The sequence below is a fragment of the Salegentibacter sp. T436 genome (assembly GCF_001932675.1).
GTDB classification, from domain to species: Bacteria; Bacteroidota; Bacteroidia; order Flavobacteriales; family Flavobacteriaceae; genus Salegentibacter; species Salegentibacter agarivorans.
Window position 1 is genome coordinate 1192694 of the sequence record NZ_CP012872.1, and the last position, 13375, is coordinate 1206068.

A 13375-nucleotide genomic window follows, 5' to 3' on the forward strand; every position below is an offset into this window, starting at 1 on the left:
CTTATTTTTGAGGAAAATTGACTTAAATGAAGATTATTTCCTATAACGTAAACGGAATTAGAGCTGCCGTTAGAAAAGGCTTTTTAGATTGGGTGCAACAGGCAAATCCAGATGTGGTTTGTTTACAGGAGATAAAAGCAAATCCTGAGCAATTAGACCTCGACGATTTTAAAGAAGCCGGCTATCCTTATCATTACTGGTATCCCGCTCAAAAAAAAGGTTACAGCGGTGTGGCAATTTTAAGTAAGCATAAACCGCTGCATATTGAATATGGCACCGGCATAGATTATATGGACTTTGAAGGCAGAACCATTCGTGCCGATTTTGAAGATTTTTCAATTATAAGTTTGTATTTACCCTCGGGGACAAATATTGCCCGTTTGGAGCATAAACTCCAGTTTATGGACGATTTTCAGCATTATGTAAATGAGTTAAAACAAGATTTCCCCAATTTAATAATTTGCGGAGATTATAATATTTGCCACCAGGCTATAGATATTCACGATCCTGTGCGCTTAAAAAATGTATCAGGTTTCTTACCTGTAGAGCGTGAGTGGATAGATAATTTTATGAAAAGTGGTTTTATAGATTCCTTCAGGCATTTTAATGAGGAAGGTGATAATTATTCCTGGTGGAGTTACCGTGCAAATGCCCGCGCCAACAACAAGGGCTGGCGTATAGATTATAATTTGGTGGCCGAGCCTTTACAAGAAAAACTAAAAAGAGCCGTTATATTACCCGAGGCCAAACACAGCGATCACTGTCCTGTTTTGGTAGAATTGGAATCAGATTTTTAGAAAGCACGTCATTACGAACCAAGTGAAGTAATCTCTACCAAGTTGCAGATTGCTTCACCCGATAATTATCTGGCTCGCAATGACGGTAAATTAGAAGATAATTGAACTTAAAATTATAAAAATGAAAAAAATACTTGTTTTAGCAGTTTCAGCAGTTCTTATTATGACCTCCTGTGTGTCCTCAAAAAAATATGAAGAACTCGAAGGCAGGCACGCCGATTTAAAACGCGAAAACCGAAATACACAATCTGAACTCGATAAATATCGAAATTTAGATGAAGAATATTCAGCATTAAAAAAGGATTATGCTGCAGCTACTGCTGAAAGGGATCGACTAAAAGATGAGTTGGAAAGCTCTAGAAAGAACTATGCAACCCTTAAAAATTCTTACGATGCCTTAGAGGAAAACAGCTCGGCAGCGATTGCAGAAAATTCACGGCAAAACCGTCAACTTTTAGCTGAATTAGAAGAAAAAGAACAGGCGTTGGTAAAGGAGCAAACAAGGTTAGATAAATTACAACGTGATCTTGATGCACGTTCCAGAAGGGTAAACGAACTGGAAGAATTAATTGCGGCCAAAGATGCTAAAATGAATGCATTAAAAGATGCAATTTCAAAAGCTTTAACCAATTTTGAAGGTAAAGGTTTAACTGTAGAACAGCGCGACGGAAAGGTCTATGTTTCTATGGAGAATAAATTATTATTTAGCTCGGGAAGTTGGGCTGTAAATGCTGAAGGAAGACAGGCCGTGCAACAATTAGGTCAGGTTTTAGCAGAAAATCCCGATATCGCGGTTTTGATTGAAGGGCATACCGATAATGTACCTTATGGCGGAAGTGGACCTTTAAATGATAACTGGGATCTTTCAACAAAAAGAGCGACTTCAATAGTTCAAATTTTGAAAGAAAATAATAATATAGATCCGCAGAATTTAACCGCAGCCGGGCGTGGGGAATATGCACCAATCGCAACAAATGAAACTGCTGAAGGAAAAGCAAAAAACCGAAGAATTGAGGTGATTTTAACACCAAAATTAGATGAGGTTACTAAATTGCTGAATGAAGAATAATAACGATGCAGAAATATAATAAATGAAATTTACCACACTCCCGAACACCGATATAAAAGTTAGTAAAATTTGCCTGGGAACAATGACCTGGGGCGAACAGAATACAGAAGCCGAAGGCCACGAACAAATTGAATTTGCCCTTGAAAAAGGTGTAAATTTCCTTGACACGGCCGAGATGTATTCTATACCCGGAAAAGCCGAAACCCAGGGCAGTACCGAAAAAATTATTGGTACCTGGTTTAAAAAATCGGGAAAGAGGGAAGATGTAATCCTGACTTCTAAAGTAGTTGGTCCCGGAAATTCTATGGAGCATATTCGGGATAATCTTGGATTTTCTAAGGAAGCTATAACCGATGCTCTGCATAAAAGCCTGAAGAGATTACAAACCGATTATATAGATCTTTATCAACTTCACTGGCCGGAAAGAAATACCAATTTCTTTGGGAAATTAGGTTACGAGCACGATGAAGAGGAAAAATGGGAAGAAAATTTCCAGGAAGTACTTGAAACTTTAAATGAGTTTGTAAAAGAAGGAAAAATAAGGCAGGTTGGTTTGTCTAATGAAACGCCTTACGGACTTTCCCGTTTTCTGGAAGAAAGCAGAAAGCACGATCTTCCAAAAATGATCACGATACAAAACCCGTATAATTTATTGAATAGAAAGGATGAAATTGGCTTAACTGAAATTCTTCATCGTGAAAATGTGGGTTTATTTCCTTATTCCCCATTAGGAATGGGAACTTTAAGTGGAAAACATTTAGACGGAATTCAGGAAAATTCAAGATTAGGTTTGTTTCCGCAGTATAAAAGATATTCAAATGAGCACGCAGTAAAAGCCACCATAGCTTATGCTGAAATTGCTAAAAAGTATAATTTGAATTTCGCGCAAATGTCCCTGGCTTTTGTGAATACGCGTCCGTTTGTAAGCAGTAATATTATTGGTGCAACTTCCATTAAACAATTAGAAGAAAATATTGGTAGTATAGAGGTAAAGCTTTCAGAAGAAGTTTTAGAAGAGATCAATAAAGTTCACGAAGCTTATCCCAATCCTGCGCCATAAAAATCTGATTAATTCCCCCTTCGGGGGTTAGGGGGCTATTGGTGTAACCAAACTGTGATGGATAAAAGAGGCTTTATTCCCTAAAGTTCTTACGTGAAACCACTCACTGGTTTTTCCTAAGAACTGAAGCGTATCCTGAGCTTTCAAAGTACTTAGAATCCTGGAATTTGACGTGGTTGGCTTGTTTCTAAGATTGGCTCTGCTACTCTGTACGATCAATTTGTGCGGAATATTATCTAATTTCTCGGGTTCGGTTTGCAGTGAATTGGCCTGGTAAACAAAATATAGCGGATTTATCGCGCCACGGTAACTTTTATAAATACCAAAATGAAGGTGTGGCGGCGTGGTCCTGGCATTTCCTGTATTGCCCACAAAACCTAAAGTATCTCCTCTTTTTACACTTCCGGTAATATTTGCAATACTATCTAAATGCGCATAATAAAGCGACTGATTGCGCTTGCGGTCTCGTAGCCAAACCTGTTTACCGCCAAGGCCTTTTTCACCGGTATAGCCAATACTGCCGTTTGTAGCCGCTACCACAGGTGTTCCTCTTTTTGCGAAAATATCAATGCCTTCGTGGCTTCTTGCACCACCATCACGATTATCGCCCCAATAACTTTGTACGTTAGTATTGACTCCAGAAGCTACCGGAAAAAAATAAGCAGGACTTTTCTCCATTTTAAATGCAAATGGAGTGGTGGCTTCAATTTCCGGCTGGATTACCACTTTGTAAGTCGCTGTTTTTTCAGCTTCAAAACTTAAAGTTTTCTTCTGAAAATCTGAAGATTTGACTTTTTCAAATTTATTGATTGTATCAGCGATTTTTTCGAAAAGCTCAATAAAAACCAATTGTTTTGTAGAATCGGTTTCTACTTCTAAATTAAGAACTTCACCGGGTTGGAGTTGGATTTCATAAGAATACACTGAAAAACTTTTAGGAAAGAATTTACCGGTTTCGGCGTAAGGAAGGTTTACACTTACACTATCCTTAAAAGCGGTTTCAACCGAATTTTCCCAAATGGAGAACAATTCATCTGAAACATTAAAATCCCGTTTATACTGTTCTTTTGCGGTTGGATTGGTAATAAAATCGGAGGCTTTATTGATTTGCGAACATCCCGAAATTATTAAAATAAGAAATAAGCTTAAAATTTTTATCTGCTTCATAGTCTTGCGTTTCCGTGCAATTTAAAGCAGTAATTATGCCAGATTAAGATGCTATTTTTTCAACATTCTATTTTTTTATTACCCAAACAAATGGCTTACAACATCCTCAATTTTCGCCACTTTCACTACGTTAATATTGAAGTTATTTTTTGGGATCTTGCTTTGTTTGGAAACCAAAATTGAAGCAAAACCAAGTTTTTCGGCTTCAATAATGCGCTGTTCCACGCGGGTCACAGGTCTAATTTCACCGGCAAGTCCAACTTCAGCAGCAAAACAAATATCTTTTGGAATAGAGATGTCTTCATTGGAAGATAAGATCGCAGCGATTACAGCAAGGTCTATTGCGGGATCGTCTACACTAATTCCACCTGTAATATTTAGGAAAACATCTTTGGCGCCTAATCTAAAACCGGCTCGCTTTTCTAAAACCGCCAATAACATATTCAGTCTTTTTACATTATAACCGGTGGCAGAACGTTGTGGAGTTCCATAAACAGCTGTGCTAACCAGCGCCTGAATTTCTATCATAAGCGGGCGCATTCCTTCCAGCGTGGCTGAAATTGCTGTTCCGCTTAGATCTTCGTCATTTTTGGAAATGAGGATTTCAGAAGGATTACTTACTTCCCGTAGTCCGCTGCCCTGCATTTCGTAAATTCCCAGCTCGTGGGTAGAACCAAAACGGTTTTTATGGGCTCTTAGAATTCGATATACGTGGTTTCTGTCGCCTTCAAACTGCAAAACGGTATCAACCATATGCTCCAGCACTTTTGGGCCGGCAATGCTTCCTTCTTTTGTAATATGGCCAATTAAAATAACCGGAGTATTGGTTTCTTTGGCGAATTTTATAAGTTCTGCGGTACATTCCCTAATTTGGGAAATACTCCCCGGCGCACTTTCAATATAATCGCTGTGTAGGGTTTGTATGGAGTCTATAATAATTACTTCAGGCTCAATAGCTTCAATTTGCCTGAAGATATTTTGAGTTTTGGTTTCGGTAAGAATATAGCAATTGGCAGCAACGGGATTGATGCGTTCTGCACGCATTTTTATTTGCTGCTGACTTTCTTCGCCCGAAACGTATAAAACTTTGTAGTTTAATTGAAGTGAAATTTGAAGGAGAAGTGTACTTTTTCCTATGCCCGGTTCACCGCCCAGTAGGGTGAGCGATCCCGGAACAAGTCCGCCGCCTAAAACACGATCCAGCTCATTATTGCCGGTATGCCATCGGTTTTGAGGACTATTTTCAATTTCAGCTATTTTTAATGGCTTGGCGGTACGCTTAGCTTCGCGTTCGCTAGGAGATTTCCAATCTTTTGCATCGGGTTTTTCTACAATTTCTTCAGCAATAGTATTCCATTCTCCACAAGCGCTGCATTTGCCCTGCCACTTTGCATATTGGCTGCCACAATTCTGGCAATAAAACGTTGATTTAACCTTGGCCATTTAGCTTTGATTTTTCCCGCTAATAACCGAAATCTTTTTTAATTGCATCAGCTTTTGCCAGCATAAAATCGGTATCTAAGAATGCAATTTTTTCCTGTCCGTAAGCATTTTGATAGGTGCGCATTGCTTTTTTAGGATTGCCGGTTTCTTCTTCATAACGGGCTTCAAAAAAAGTTCCCAGCATAGTGCCCGGATAATTATCGTAAGCTAATTTGCTTAATTCTTTATAATCATCCCATCTACGGGTTTTTTCTATCGCGTTATGAACGGCCATAAAATCTTCTAATCTTATTTTTTTCTGAATATTAAAAAGCTCATTAATGCTCTCATATTTATCAGTTAAAAACTTAACAGAAGACACCGAAGTTTGCAATAAAAGTTCGTTATAATCTTTTTGGCTAATAGGCCGGTAAACGCTAAACATGCTTTCTAAGGCAGAGGGTATTGCTTTTCCTACCAGTGAATAGTGCGTGGCATTATCAAAATTATCGAACTTATAAGTTACCAAATCGTTTTCTATTGCCGCAAGCTGGGAGTTTAGATCTTCAATTCCCTTTTTTAATTGTGGAATATCTGATGTTCCCGTAGCCAGATAAATCCATTTTTTAGTTTCAGATTTAGCTAAATTACTGCTGATGCGATCTGCCATTGGAGGCGCTAAATCTGGGCTAAGATTGATATAGCCATCAAAAATAGGATCGGGTTTTAGTAAATAATAATTGATAAAATTTGCGGTATAATCGTGGCCGGCAATCACCCTGAAATCTGCAGTTCGATATTTATTATCCAGGTGCTGCATAAGCTCCATTCCCAGGAACTCAAAAAAGGCTGCGCCTTTATCTGCCGGAAGAAAATTTCGCTCGTCATAATAAGCATCGTCCATACGGGTTTTGCTCTGGTTAACGCCAACCACAATCATTTCGGGCGCATCTTCCCAGTAGGAAGCATAGTCTACATTACCTGCCATAGGCTCAAACAGGTAGTCACCATCTAACACAAGAATTACCGGATATGTTTTTTCGGTATTTTCCTCGTAGTTTCGTGGGAGTTGAATCTTGATTTCTCTTGTTTCACCGAGCTTTTCGGAAGAAATCGTTTCGTAAAGAGTTTGTGCTGAGCTTAGTAGCGGCGCCACTAGCAGCACAAAAATGAGTAATTTTTTTACCATAGGTGTTAGGTTTTGTTTAACCTACACAAGATATATATTATTTTTGACGGTTGAAAATGGGAAGAAATATAAAGGATAATCCGCCTAAGATGAGCACCATTAGGGTTTGCGTACCCCAGGTGAGCCAGCCAAATGCTTCGCCACTTTGTTTGGAAATGCCAAAAAGCATCAAAATTGCGCCAATAGCTACAGGATAAACGCCAATTCCGCCATTTGTTGCAGAAATGGCAAAAGAACCTACTACAAAAGCAGCCATGATTATTGAAAATTCAGTATTTCCTAATCCTGGTATTGAAAATACAATAACATAAAACATTAAAATATACATGAACCAAATGAAAAGGGTATGAAAGATAAAAGCCCATTTTTGTTTCATTTTCAAAATACTGCGCATTCCTTCTAAAAGCCCATAAGCCATTTTCTTAATGCGTACCAGGAACGGAAGTTGAGATCTTTTAATAATTTGAAGTCCTAGAACTCCTAATAATACCAGGGCTAAAAGAATTCCCAGGCTAAATAACGGATTGATTTCGTTGGCTCTAAAATAAGCGAGAAGGTGTTCGGTTTGAAGAAATAAAGTGATGGCTGTAATGCTAAGCATCACGATAACATCGGCTATTCTTTCAGAAATAATGGTCCCGAAAGCTTTTTCAAAAGGAACTTTCTCATAAGAAGAAAGGCTGGCGGCTCTAAGCACCTCACCAGATCTTGGAATTCCAAAGTTAGCCAGGTAGCCGGCCATTACCGCCATAAAACTATTGGCTAATTTAGGTTTGTAGCCCAGGGGTTCCAGCATGAATTTCCACCTATATGCCCTGGACAGGTGAGAAAGGCCTCCAAAAAGCATGGAGAGTAGTAAAAACCAGGGATTGGCCGTTGAAATATTTTCCCATAATTCCTGCCGTTCCTGTGGGGTGGCACTTTTAAGAGAATACCAGATTAAAAAAACTCCCAATAATAATGGGAGTACGATTTTAAGTATTTTAATTATCTTTTTTTTCACCTGATTAACTCAAGAGATTGGTTTCTTCGTTTGGGAAAACCAGGGAGGGTTTAAAAGCTTTCGCTTCTTCAAAATCCATAATCGCATATGCGATAAGAATTAAAATATCGCCTTTAGCCACTTTTCTTGCTGCAGCACCGTTTAAAGTAATTTCGCCAGAATTTCTTGGCCCGGGAATTACGTAAGTTTCTAAACGTTCACCATTGTTATTATTTACAATTTGAACTTTTTCGCCTTCAATAATATTTGCAGCTTCCATAAGATCTTCATCTATAGTGATGCTTCCAATATAATTTAAATCGGCACCTGTAACTTTTACTCTATGAATTTTTGATTTTACTACGTGAACTTGCATAGATTATTCTTCGTTGTTTAAAGCGATATTATCTATAAGCCTAATATCGCCGGCATAAGCCGCTATAAAAGCGCGGTAATTATGACCTTTTCTTTTTCGGTTAATTTTTTTTAAAGTTTGGGTATTTGCAATTTCAAAATATTCCAATTCCAGAACGGGATGATTTTTAAATTGTTCTTTTACCCAGTTGTGTATATAATCTGCACTTTTTGTGCCAAATAGTTCCCTGGTTTTAAGAAGGGTCTGGTAAATAAACGAAGCTTCTTCTCGTTGCTCTTTATCTAATCTTTCATTACGTGAACTTCTTGCCAAACCGTTATCTTCCCGTAAAATGGGACAGCCAATAATTTCTACCGGAAGCTCTGCTTTTTCGGTTAATTTCCTAACAATTTGCAATTGCTGAAAGTCTTTTTCTCCAAAAAAAGCTTTGTGTGGCTCTACTATTGTAAATAGTCTTTTTACAATTGTTCCTACCCCGTCAAAATGTCCGTTTCGGTATTTTCCTTCCATTACCTGCTCCAAACCGTCAAAATTAAACTGTTCAGAACTTATATTTTCGCCATATAATTCGTTAGCGGTGGGAGCAAAAATCCAGAGGTGGTCACTGGCCTCTTCAAGGAGCTTAATGTCTTCGTCTAAAGTGCGTGGATATTTCTCAAGATCTGCAGGATTGTCAAATTGAGTTGGGTTAACAAAGATGCTGATAATCACCCGGTCACAACTTTCTAAAGCCTGTTTCACTAAAGATAAATGCCCGTGGTGTAGAGCACCCATTGTAGGGACTAAGCCAATGATTTTGGCTTTGGATTTTTCGGCATTAATGGCCGCTTTTAAAGGGGTTTTTTCTTTGAAAACCTGCATTTTATTATAAAATTAACAGCGTGCAAACTTAATATATTACCAGCAATCTGCATAAATTTTTGTAATTTTGCGTGTTTTTTGTTCGCAATCGCAATTAAAGCAATCAATTTATGAAAGATAAGAGGATATTGTACGTATCATCTGAAGTTATTCCTTACCTGCCTGAAACCGAAATATCATCCACGTCTTTTGAAGCCGCAAAAATGGTAAATAATATTGGAGGGCAAATTAGAATTTTTATGCCCCGGTTTGGTAACATCAACGAACGTCGCCACCAGCTACACGAAGTGATAAGGCTCTCGGGGATGAATTTGGTGATTAATGACCTGGATATGCCGTTAATAATTAAAGTGGCTTCGATCCCAAAGGAAAGAATGCAGGTTTACTTTATAGATAACGAAGATTATTTTAAAAGAAAAGCTACTCTTACCGATGAAGAAGGCAATATGTTTGACGACAACGACGAACGAGCCATCTTTTTTGCCAAAGGAGTAATAGAAACCGTTAAGAAATTAAACTGGTCTCCCGATATTATTCACGTTCATGGCTGGCTGGCATCTTTGCTGCCGCTATACCTTAGACGCTATTATGGAAATGAGCCATTATTTAGTGGAGCAAAAATAGTTACCTCAATATACAATCAAGACTTCGAAGGAACGTTAGATGAAGATATGCAGGAGAAAGTTTTGTATGACGGGATGGAAAAAGAAGATATAAAGCATTTAAAAACCCCAAACTACGTTAATTTAATGAAGCTTGCGGCAGATCATTCAGATGCTATAATCACTGCAGGCGAAGACCTTCCTGAAGATCTTTCAAAATATATTGGCAGGCTTAATAAGCCAATACTTCCATATAAAAACAGGGAAGAATTTAGCCAGGCTTATCAGGATTTTTACACTAACGAAGTTTTATCTGAATAGAAATTTTTATCGAATGAATTTAATGAGAATGATGTACAAAACAGCAACTTTATTTGTTGTTGTTTTTGCTTTTGTGGGCTGTGATGATGAATATAGCACCGTTGGCGGTGAAATTATAGAAAACCCGAGTAACCTTGAGCTGGAAGAAGTTGAAGTAACCGCTTACAGCAAAAAACTAAATTCAGTACAAACCAATAACCTGAGCAACCATTTACTTGGCGTTTATAATCACCCTATCTACGGGCAAACTACAGCCAGTATTCTCAGCCAGCTTTCTTTACCTACCAATAACCCAACTTTTGGGGTAGAACCAGAGCTTGATAGCGTGGTTTTAACCATTCCTTATTTTAGTACCGAAGGAGATTTAGACGAAGATGGGAATATTCAATACGCTTTAGATTCCGTTTACGGAAATACACCCATAAAAATCTCACTTCAGGAATCTAATTATTTTCTGAATACTTTAGATCCCGAGGCCGATTTCCAGGATAGCCAAAAGTATTATTCAGATCAGCAGGAATTATTTGAGGAGAACCTAATTGGTGATGTTATCTATGAAAATGACAATTTTGTGCCTTCTTCTCAAGCCATCGTTTCTTATGAAGAAAACGACGAAGGTGAACAGGATACCATTACTTCTGGTCCCGCTTTAAGAATAAAACTGCCGGTAGAATATTTTGAAAAGAAAATTATTGATAAAGAAGGTTCCAGTGTGCTTAGCAATAATAATAATTTCAAGAATTATTTACGCGGAATGTTCATTAAAGCCGAGGCAACGGCTGAAGATGGGACTATGATGTTATTTAATCTTAAGGCTGGTGATGCTGGAATTGAGCTTTTCTATACTACTGAAGTAGAAACCACTAATGATGACGGTGATACTGAAACGCTAAGAGATCCAAGAAGTTATAAACTTAGTTTTGGAAGCACCATTGTAAATACTTTTAAAGGCGAATATCCTGGAGCTGTTTTGCAGGCTATAGAAGAAAGTAATGAAGATTCTGGAGCCGAAAAACTCTTTCTTAATGGAGGGGAAGGAACCATGGCAGTGATTGAGCTTTTTGAAAGTGAAGAACAAATAGCGGCATTTAGAGAAAACGAATGGTTAATTAACGAAGCAAATCTTTCGTTCTATGTTGACCAGGATTTTGTGGCCGGTATTGACGAGCCATCTCGTTTGTATCTATACGATTTGGATAATAATAGAATTATAGCCGATTATAGTTTTGCAAGAAATTTTGTGCAGGATGGTAATGAAAATAATCCGTCTACGTCGCTTACTTCTTTCTCTACACCTTTAGAAATTGATGAAGATGAAAACGGGGTGCGTTATAAACTAAATGTTACGCAGCACGTTTCCAATATTATTGAAGAAGAGGCAGATAATGTAAGATTAGGCCTTGCTATTACTCAAAATATTAATATTACCAATAACGCGGCGGTTAGGAATACTGAAGCGGTGAAATTCTATCCTGCAATGGGGATAATTAGCCCAAAGGGCACTGTACTACACGGTAACCTTTCTAACAACGAAGAAAAAAGATTAAAACTAAGAATTTACTATACTGAGATTAATAATTAAATAACACCAATATACTATGTGCGGAATTGTAGGATATATTGGGCATAGGGATGCTTATCCCGTTGTCTTAAAAGGACTCCAAAGACTGGAATATCGTGGGTACGATAGTGCAGGAATTGCCCTTTATGATGGAAAGGAACTTAAACTTTGTAAAACCAAAGGGAAAGTTGCCGATCTAAAAGAAAAGCTTGAAAACACTATTACAACCAATGGAAATGTAGCTATTGGGCATACACGTTGGGCAACGCACGGGGTTCCAAACGATGTGAATTCTCACCCTCATTACTCAAATTCTGGAGATATTGTAATTATTCATAACGGAATTATAGAAAATTACGATGCGCTTAAAAAGGAGTTAAAAACTCGTGGTTATACTTTTAAAAGTGATACTGATACCGAGGTTTTGGTTAATCTTATAGAAGATGTAATTATTAATGAAGGTGTTAAGCTTGGTAAAGCAGTGCAAATTGCATTGAACCAAACTGTTGGAGCCTATGCAATCGCGGTTTACAATAAAACAAAGCCAGACGAGATTGTAGTAGCTCGTTTAGGGAGTCCGCTTGCAATTGGCGTTGGAGAAGATGAATTCTTTATCGCTTCAGATGCCTCTCCTTTTATTGAATATACCAATAATGCAATTTACCTGGAAGACGGGGAAATGGCTGTGGTGAGAAGAGGTAAAGAGGTTAAGGTTAGAAAGATTAAGGATGATACTTTGGTAGATCCCTATGTTCAGGAGCTTCAATTAAATCTTGAGCAGATTGAAAAAGGTGGTTACGATCACTTTATGCTTAAAGAAATTCACGAGCAACCTACTGCAATTAAAGATACTTATCGTGGTAGAATGTTACCTGATGAAGGTTTAATAAGAATGGCCGGGGTAGATGATAACTTAGAGCGTATTGCTAATGCAAAACGAATTCTTATCGTAGCCTGCGGTACCAGCTGGCACGCCGGTTTGGTAGCTGAATATATTTTTGAGGAACTTGCCAGAATTCCTGTAGAAGTAGAATATGCTTCAGAATTCAGGTATCGTAATCCTATTATTTCAGAAAAAGATGTAATTATAGCAATCTCCCAAAGTGGGGAAACTGCCGATACTATGGCGGCTATTAAGCTTGCCAAGGAAAAGGGTGCATTTGCTTTTGGAGTTTGTAATGTGGTAGGTTCTTCCATTTCCAGGGAAACCCACGCGGGGGCTTACACTCACGCTGGTCCTGAAATTGGGGTAGCTTCAACAAAAGCTTTTACTACGCAAATTACCGTGCTTACCTTAATGGCGCTAAAACTTGCAAAACATAATGGTACGATCTCTAATACAGATTTCATGACCTATTTGCAGGAAATGGAGCGTATTCCTGCAAAAATTGAAAAAGCATTGGAAGGTGATGAGCATATAAAGATGATCGCCGATATTTATAAAGATGCCAGGAACTGCCTTTATTTAGGTAGAGGGTTTAACTTCCCAGTAGCTTTAGAAGGAGCGCTTAAACTTAAAGAGATTTCCTATATACACGCTGAAGGTTATCCTGCTGCCGAAATGAAACACGGCCCAATTGCGCTTATAGATGAAGAAATGCCGGTTGTGGTTATTGCAACCAAAAAAGGACATTACGAAAAAGTAGTAAGCAATATCCAGGAAATTAAATCCAGAAGCGGTAAAATTATCGCGATTGTGACTGAAGGTGACGAAGAGGTGAGAGACCTTGCCGATCACGTGATTGAAGTACCAGAAACTTTAGAGCCGTTAACACCGCTTCTAACAACTATTCCACTTCAGTTATTGTCATACCATATTGCGGTATTACTTGGAAAGAATGTAGATCAGCCAAGAAACCTGGCCAAATCTGTTACAGTTGAGTAAACTTTCAGAATAAATTATAAGAGTACAGAGATCCCTTTTGAAGATATTTCAGAAGGGATTTTCTTTTAAAATAATACTTTCAG

12 protein-coding genes are annotated in these 13375 nt (G+C 38.1%); 6 read left to right on the forward strand and 6 right to left on the reverse strand.

Features of this window, described 5'->3' with window-relative positions:
- The first annotated feature begins 26 nt into the window (after nucleotides 1–26).
- The 3 genes from AO058_RS05240 to AO058_RS05250 all read left to right on the forward strand — a co-directional run bounded on the left by AO058_RS05240 (nucleotide 27) and on the right by AO058_RS05250 (nucleotide 2926).
- Nucleotides 27–797 (forward strand): exodeoxyribonuclease III, encoded by a 771-nt coding sequence (locus AO058_RS05240; RefSeq protein ID WP_075325567.1) that lies wholly within the window; start codon nucleotides 27–29, stop codon nucleotides 795–797.
- Between the two features lie 121 nt (nucleotides 798–918).
- On the forward strand, nucleotides 919–1866 hold the full coding sequence (locus AO058_RS05245) for an OmpA/MotB family protein (protein ID WP_075325568.1): 948 nt from the start codon (nucleotides 919–921) through the stop codon (nucleotides 1864–1866).
- A gap of 22 nt (nucleotides 1867–1888) precedes the next feature.
- Nucleotides 1889–2926 (forward strand): NADP(H)-dependent aldo-keto reductase, encoded by a 1038-nt coding sequence (locus AO058_RS05250; protein WP_075325569.1) that lies wholly within the window; start codon nucleotides 1889–1891, stop codon nucleotides 2924–2926.
- Between the two features lie 27 nt (nucleotides 2927–2953).
- On the opposite strand, the gene AO058_RS05255 is transcribed toward AO058_RS05250, so the two are convergent.
- From AO058_RS05255 to panC, 6 genes are all read right to left on the reverse strand, one after another.
- Nucleotides 2954–4093, reverse strand: coding sequence for a M23 family metallopeptidase (locus tag AO058_RS05255; protein WP_075325570.1), 1140 nt, complete (start codon nucleotides 4091–4093; stop codon nucleotides 2954–2956).
- 78 nt (nucleotides 4094–4171) lie between these two features.
- Complete coding sequence (gene radA, locus AO058_RS05260; RefSeq protein WP_075325571.1) at nucleotides 4172–5536, reverse strand: DNA repair protein RadA; 1365 nt, start codon at nucleotides 5534–5536, stop codon at nucleotides 4172–4174.
- A 19-nt stretch (nucleotides 5537–5555) separates the two neighbouring features.
- The gene (locus tag AO058_RS05265; protein WP_075325572.1) at nucleotides 5556–6704 is read right to left on the reverse strand and encodes an alpha/beta hydrolase; all 1149 of its coding nucleotides are present in this window, start codon (nucleotides 6702–6704) and stop codon (nucleotides 5556–5558) included.
- Nucleotides 6705–6741: 37 nt separating this feature from the next.
- Nucleotides 6742–7707, reverse strand: coding sequence for a lysylphosphatidylglycerol synthase transmembrane domain-containing protein (locus AO058_RS05270; RefSeq protein ID WP_075325573.1), 966 nt, complete (start codon nucleotides 7705–7707; stop codon nucleotides 6742–6744).
- A gap of 4 nt (nucleotides 7708–7711) precedes the next feature.
- Nucleotides 7712–8062: an aspartate 1-decarboxylase gene (gene panD, locus AO058_RS05275; RefSeq protein WP_075325574.1), complete on the reverse strand. Its 351-nt coding sequence runs from the start codon at nucleotides 8060–8062 to the stop codon at nucleotides 7712–7714.
- Between the two features lie 3 nt (nucleotides 8063–8065).
- On the reverse strand, nucleotides 8066–8923 hold the full coding sequence (gene panC, locus AO058_RS05280) for a pantoate--beta-alanine ligase (RefSeq protein ID WP_075325575.1): 858 nt from the start codon (nucleotides 8921–8923) through the stop codon (nucleotides 8066–8068).
- Nucleotides 8924–9033: 110 nt separating this feature from the next.
- Here panC and AO058_RS05285 point away from each other — a divergent pair, with 110 nt between their 5' ends.
- Genes AO058_RS05285 through glmS form a run of 3 tightly spaced genes read left to right on the forward strand, consistent with a single transcriptional unit; the run spans nucleotide 9034 to nucleotide 13292 of the window.
- Nucleotides 9034–9846, forward strand: a complete 813-nt coding sequence (locus AO058_RS05285; RefSeq protein ID WP_075325576.1) for a glycogen/starch synthase — start codon at nucleotides 9034–9036, stop codon at nucleotides 9844–9846.
- Nucleotides 9847–9859: 13 nt separating this feature from the next.
- The gene (locus AO058_RS05290) at nucleotides 9860–11428 is read left to right on the forward strand and encodes a DUF4270 domain-containing protein (protein WP_075325577.1); all 1569 of its coding nucleotides are present in this window, start codon (nucleotides 9860–9862) and stop codon (nucleotides 11426–11428) included.
- Between the two features lie 16 nt (nucleotides 11429–11444).
- Nucleotides 11445–13292, forward strand: a complete 1848-nt coding sequence (gene glmS / locus AO058_RS05295) for a glutamine--fructose-6-phosphate transaminase (isomerizing) (protein ID WP_075325578.1) — start codon at nucleotides 11445–11447, stop codon at nucleotides 13290–13292.
- Nucleotides 13293–13375: the final 83 nt, after the last annotated feature.

What these genes read in the sequence shown, in the direction of transcription:
- AO058_RS05240 (WP_075325567.1), top strand. Translation starts at nt 27, where the DNA reads ATGAAGATTATTTCCTATAACGTAAACGGAATTAGAGCTGCCGTTAGA.
- AO058_RS05245 (WP_075325568.1), top strand. Translation starts at nt 919, where the DNA reads ATGAAAAAAATACTTGTTTTAGCAGTTTCAGCAGTTCTTATTATGACC.
- AO058_RS05250 (WP_075325569.1), top strand. Translation starts at nt 1,889, where the DNA reads ATGAAATTTACCACACTCCCGAACACCGATATAAAAGTTAGTAAAATT.
- AO058_RS05255 (WP_075325570.1), bottom strand. Translation starts at nt 4,093, where the DNA reads ATGAAGCAGATAAAAATTTTAAGCTTATTTCTTATTTTAATAATTTCG.
- radA (WP_075325571.1), bottom strand. Translation starts at nt 5,536, where the DNA reads ATGGCCAAGGTTAAATCAACGTTTTATTGCCAGAATTGTGGCAGCCAA.
- AO058_RS05265 (WP_075325572.1), bottom strand. Translation starts at nt 6,704, where the DNA reads ATGGTAAAAAAATTACTCATTTTTGTGCTGCTAGTGGCGCCGCTACTA.
- panD (WP_075325574.1), bottom strand. Translation starts at nt 8,062, where the DNA reads ATGCAAGTTCACGTAGTAAAATCAAAAATTCATAGAGTAAAAGTTACA.
- panC (WP_075325575.1), bottom strand. Translation starts at nt 8,923, where the DNA reads ATGCAGGTTTTCAAAGAAAAAACCCCTTTAAAAGCGGCCATTAATGCC.
- AO058_RS05285 (WP_075325576.1), top strand. Translation starts at nt 9,034, where the DNA reads ATGAAAGATAAGAGGATATTGTACGTATCATCTGAAGTTATTCCTTAC.
- AO058_RS05290 (WP_075325577.1), top strand. Translation starts at nt 9,860, where the DNA reads ATGAATTTAATGAGAATGATGTACAAAACAGCAACTTTATTTGTTGTT.
- glmS (WP_075325578.1), top strand. Translation starts at nt 11,445, where the DNA reads ATGTGCGGAATTGTAGGATATATTGGGCATAGGGATGCTTATCCCGTT.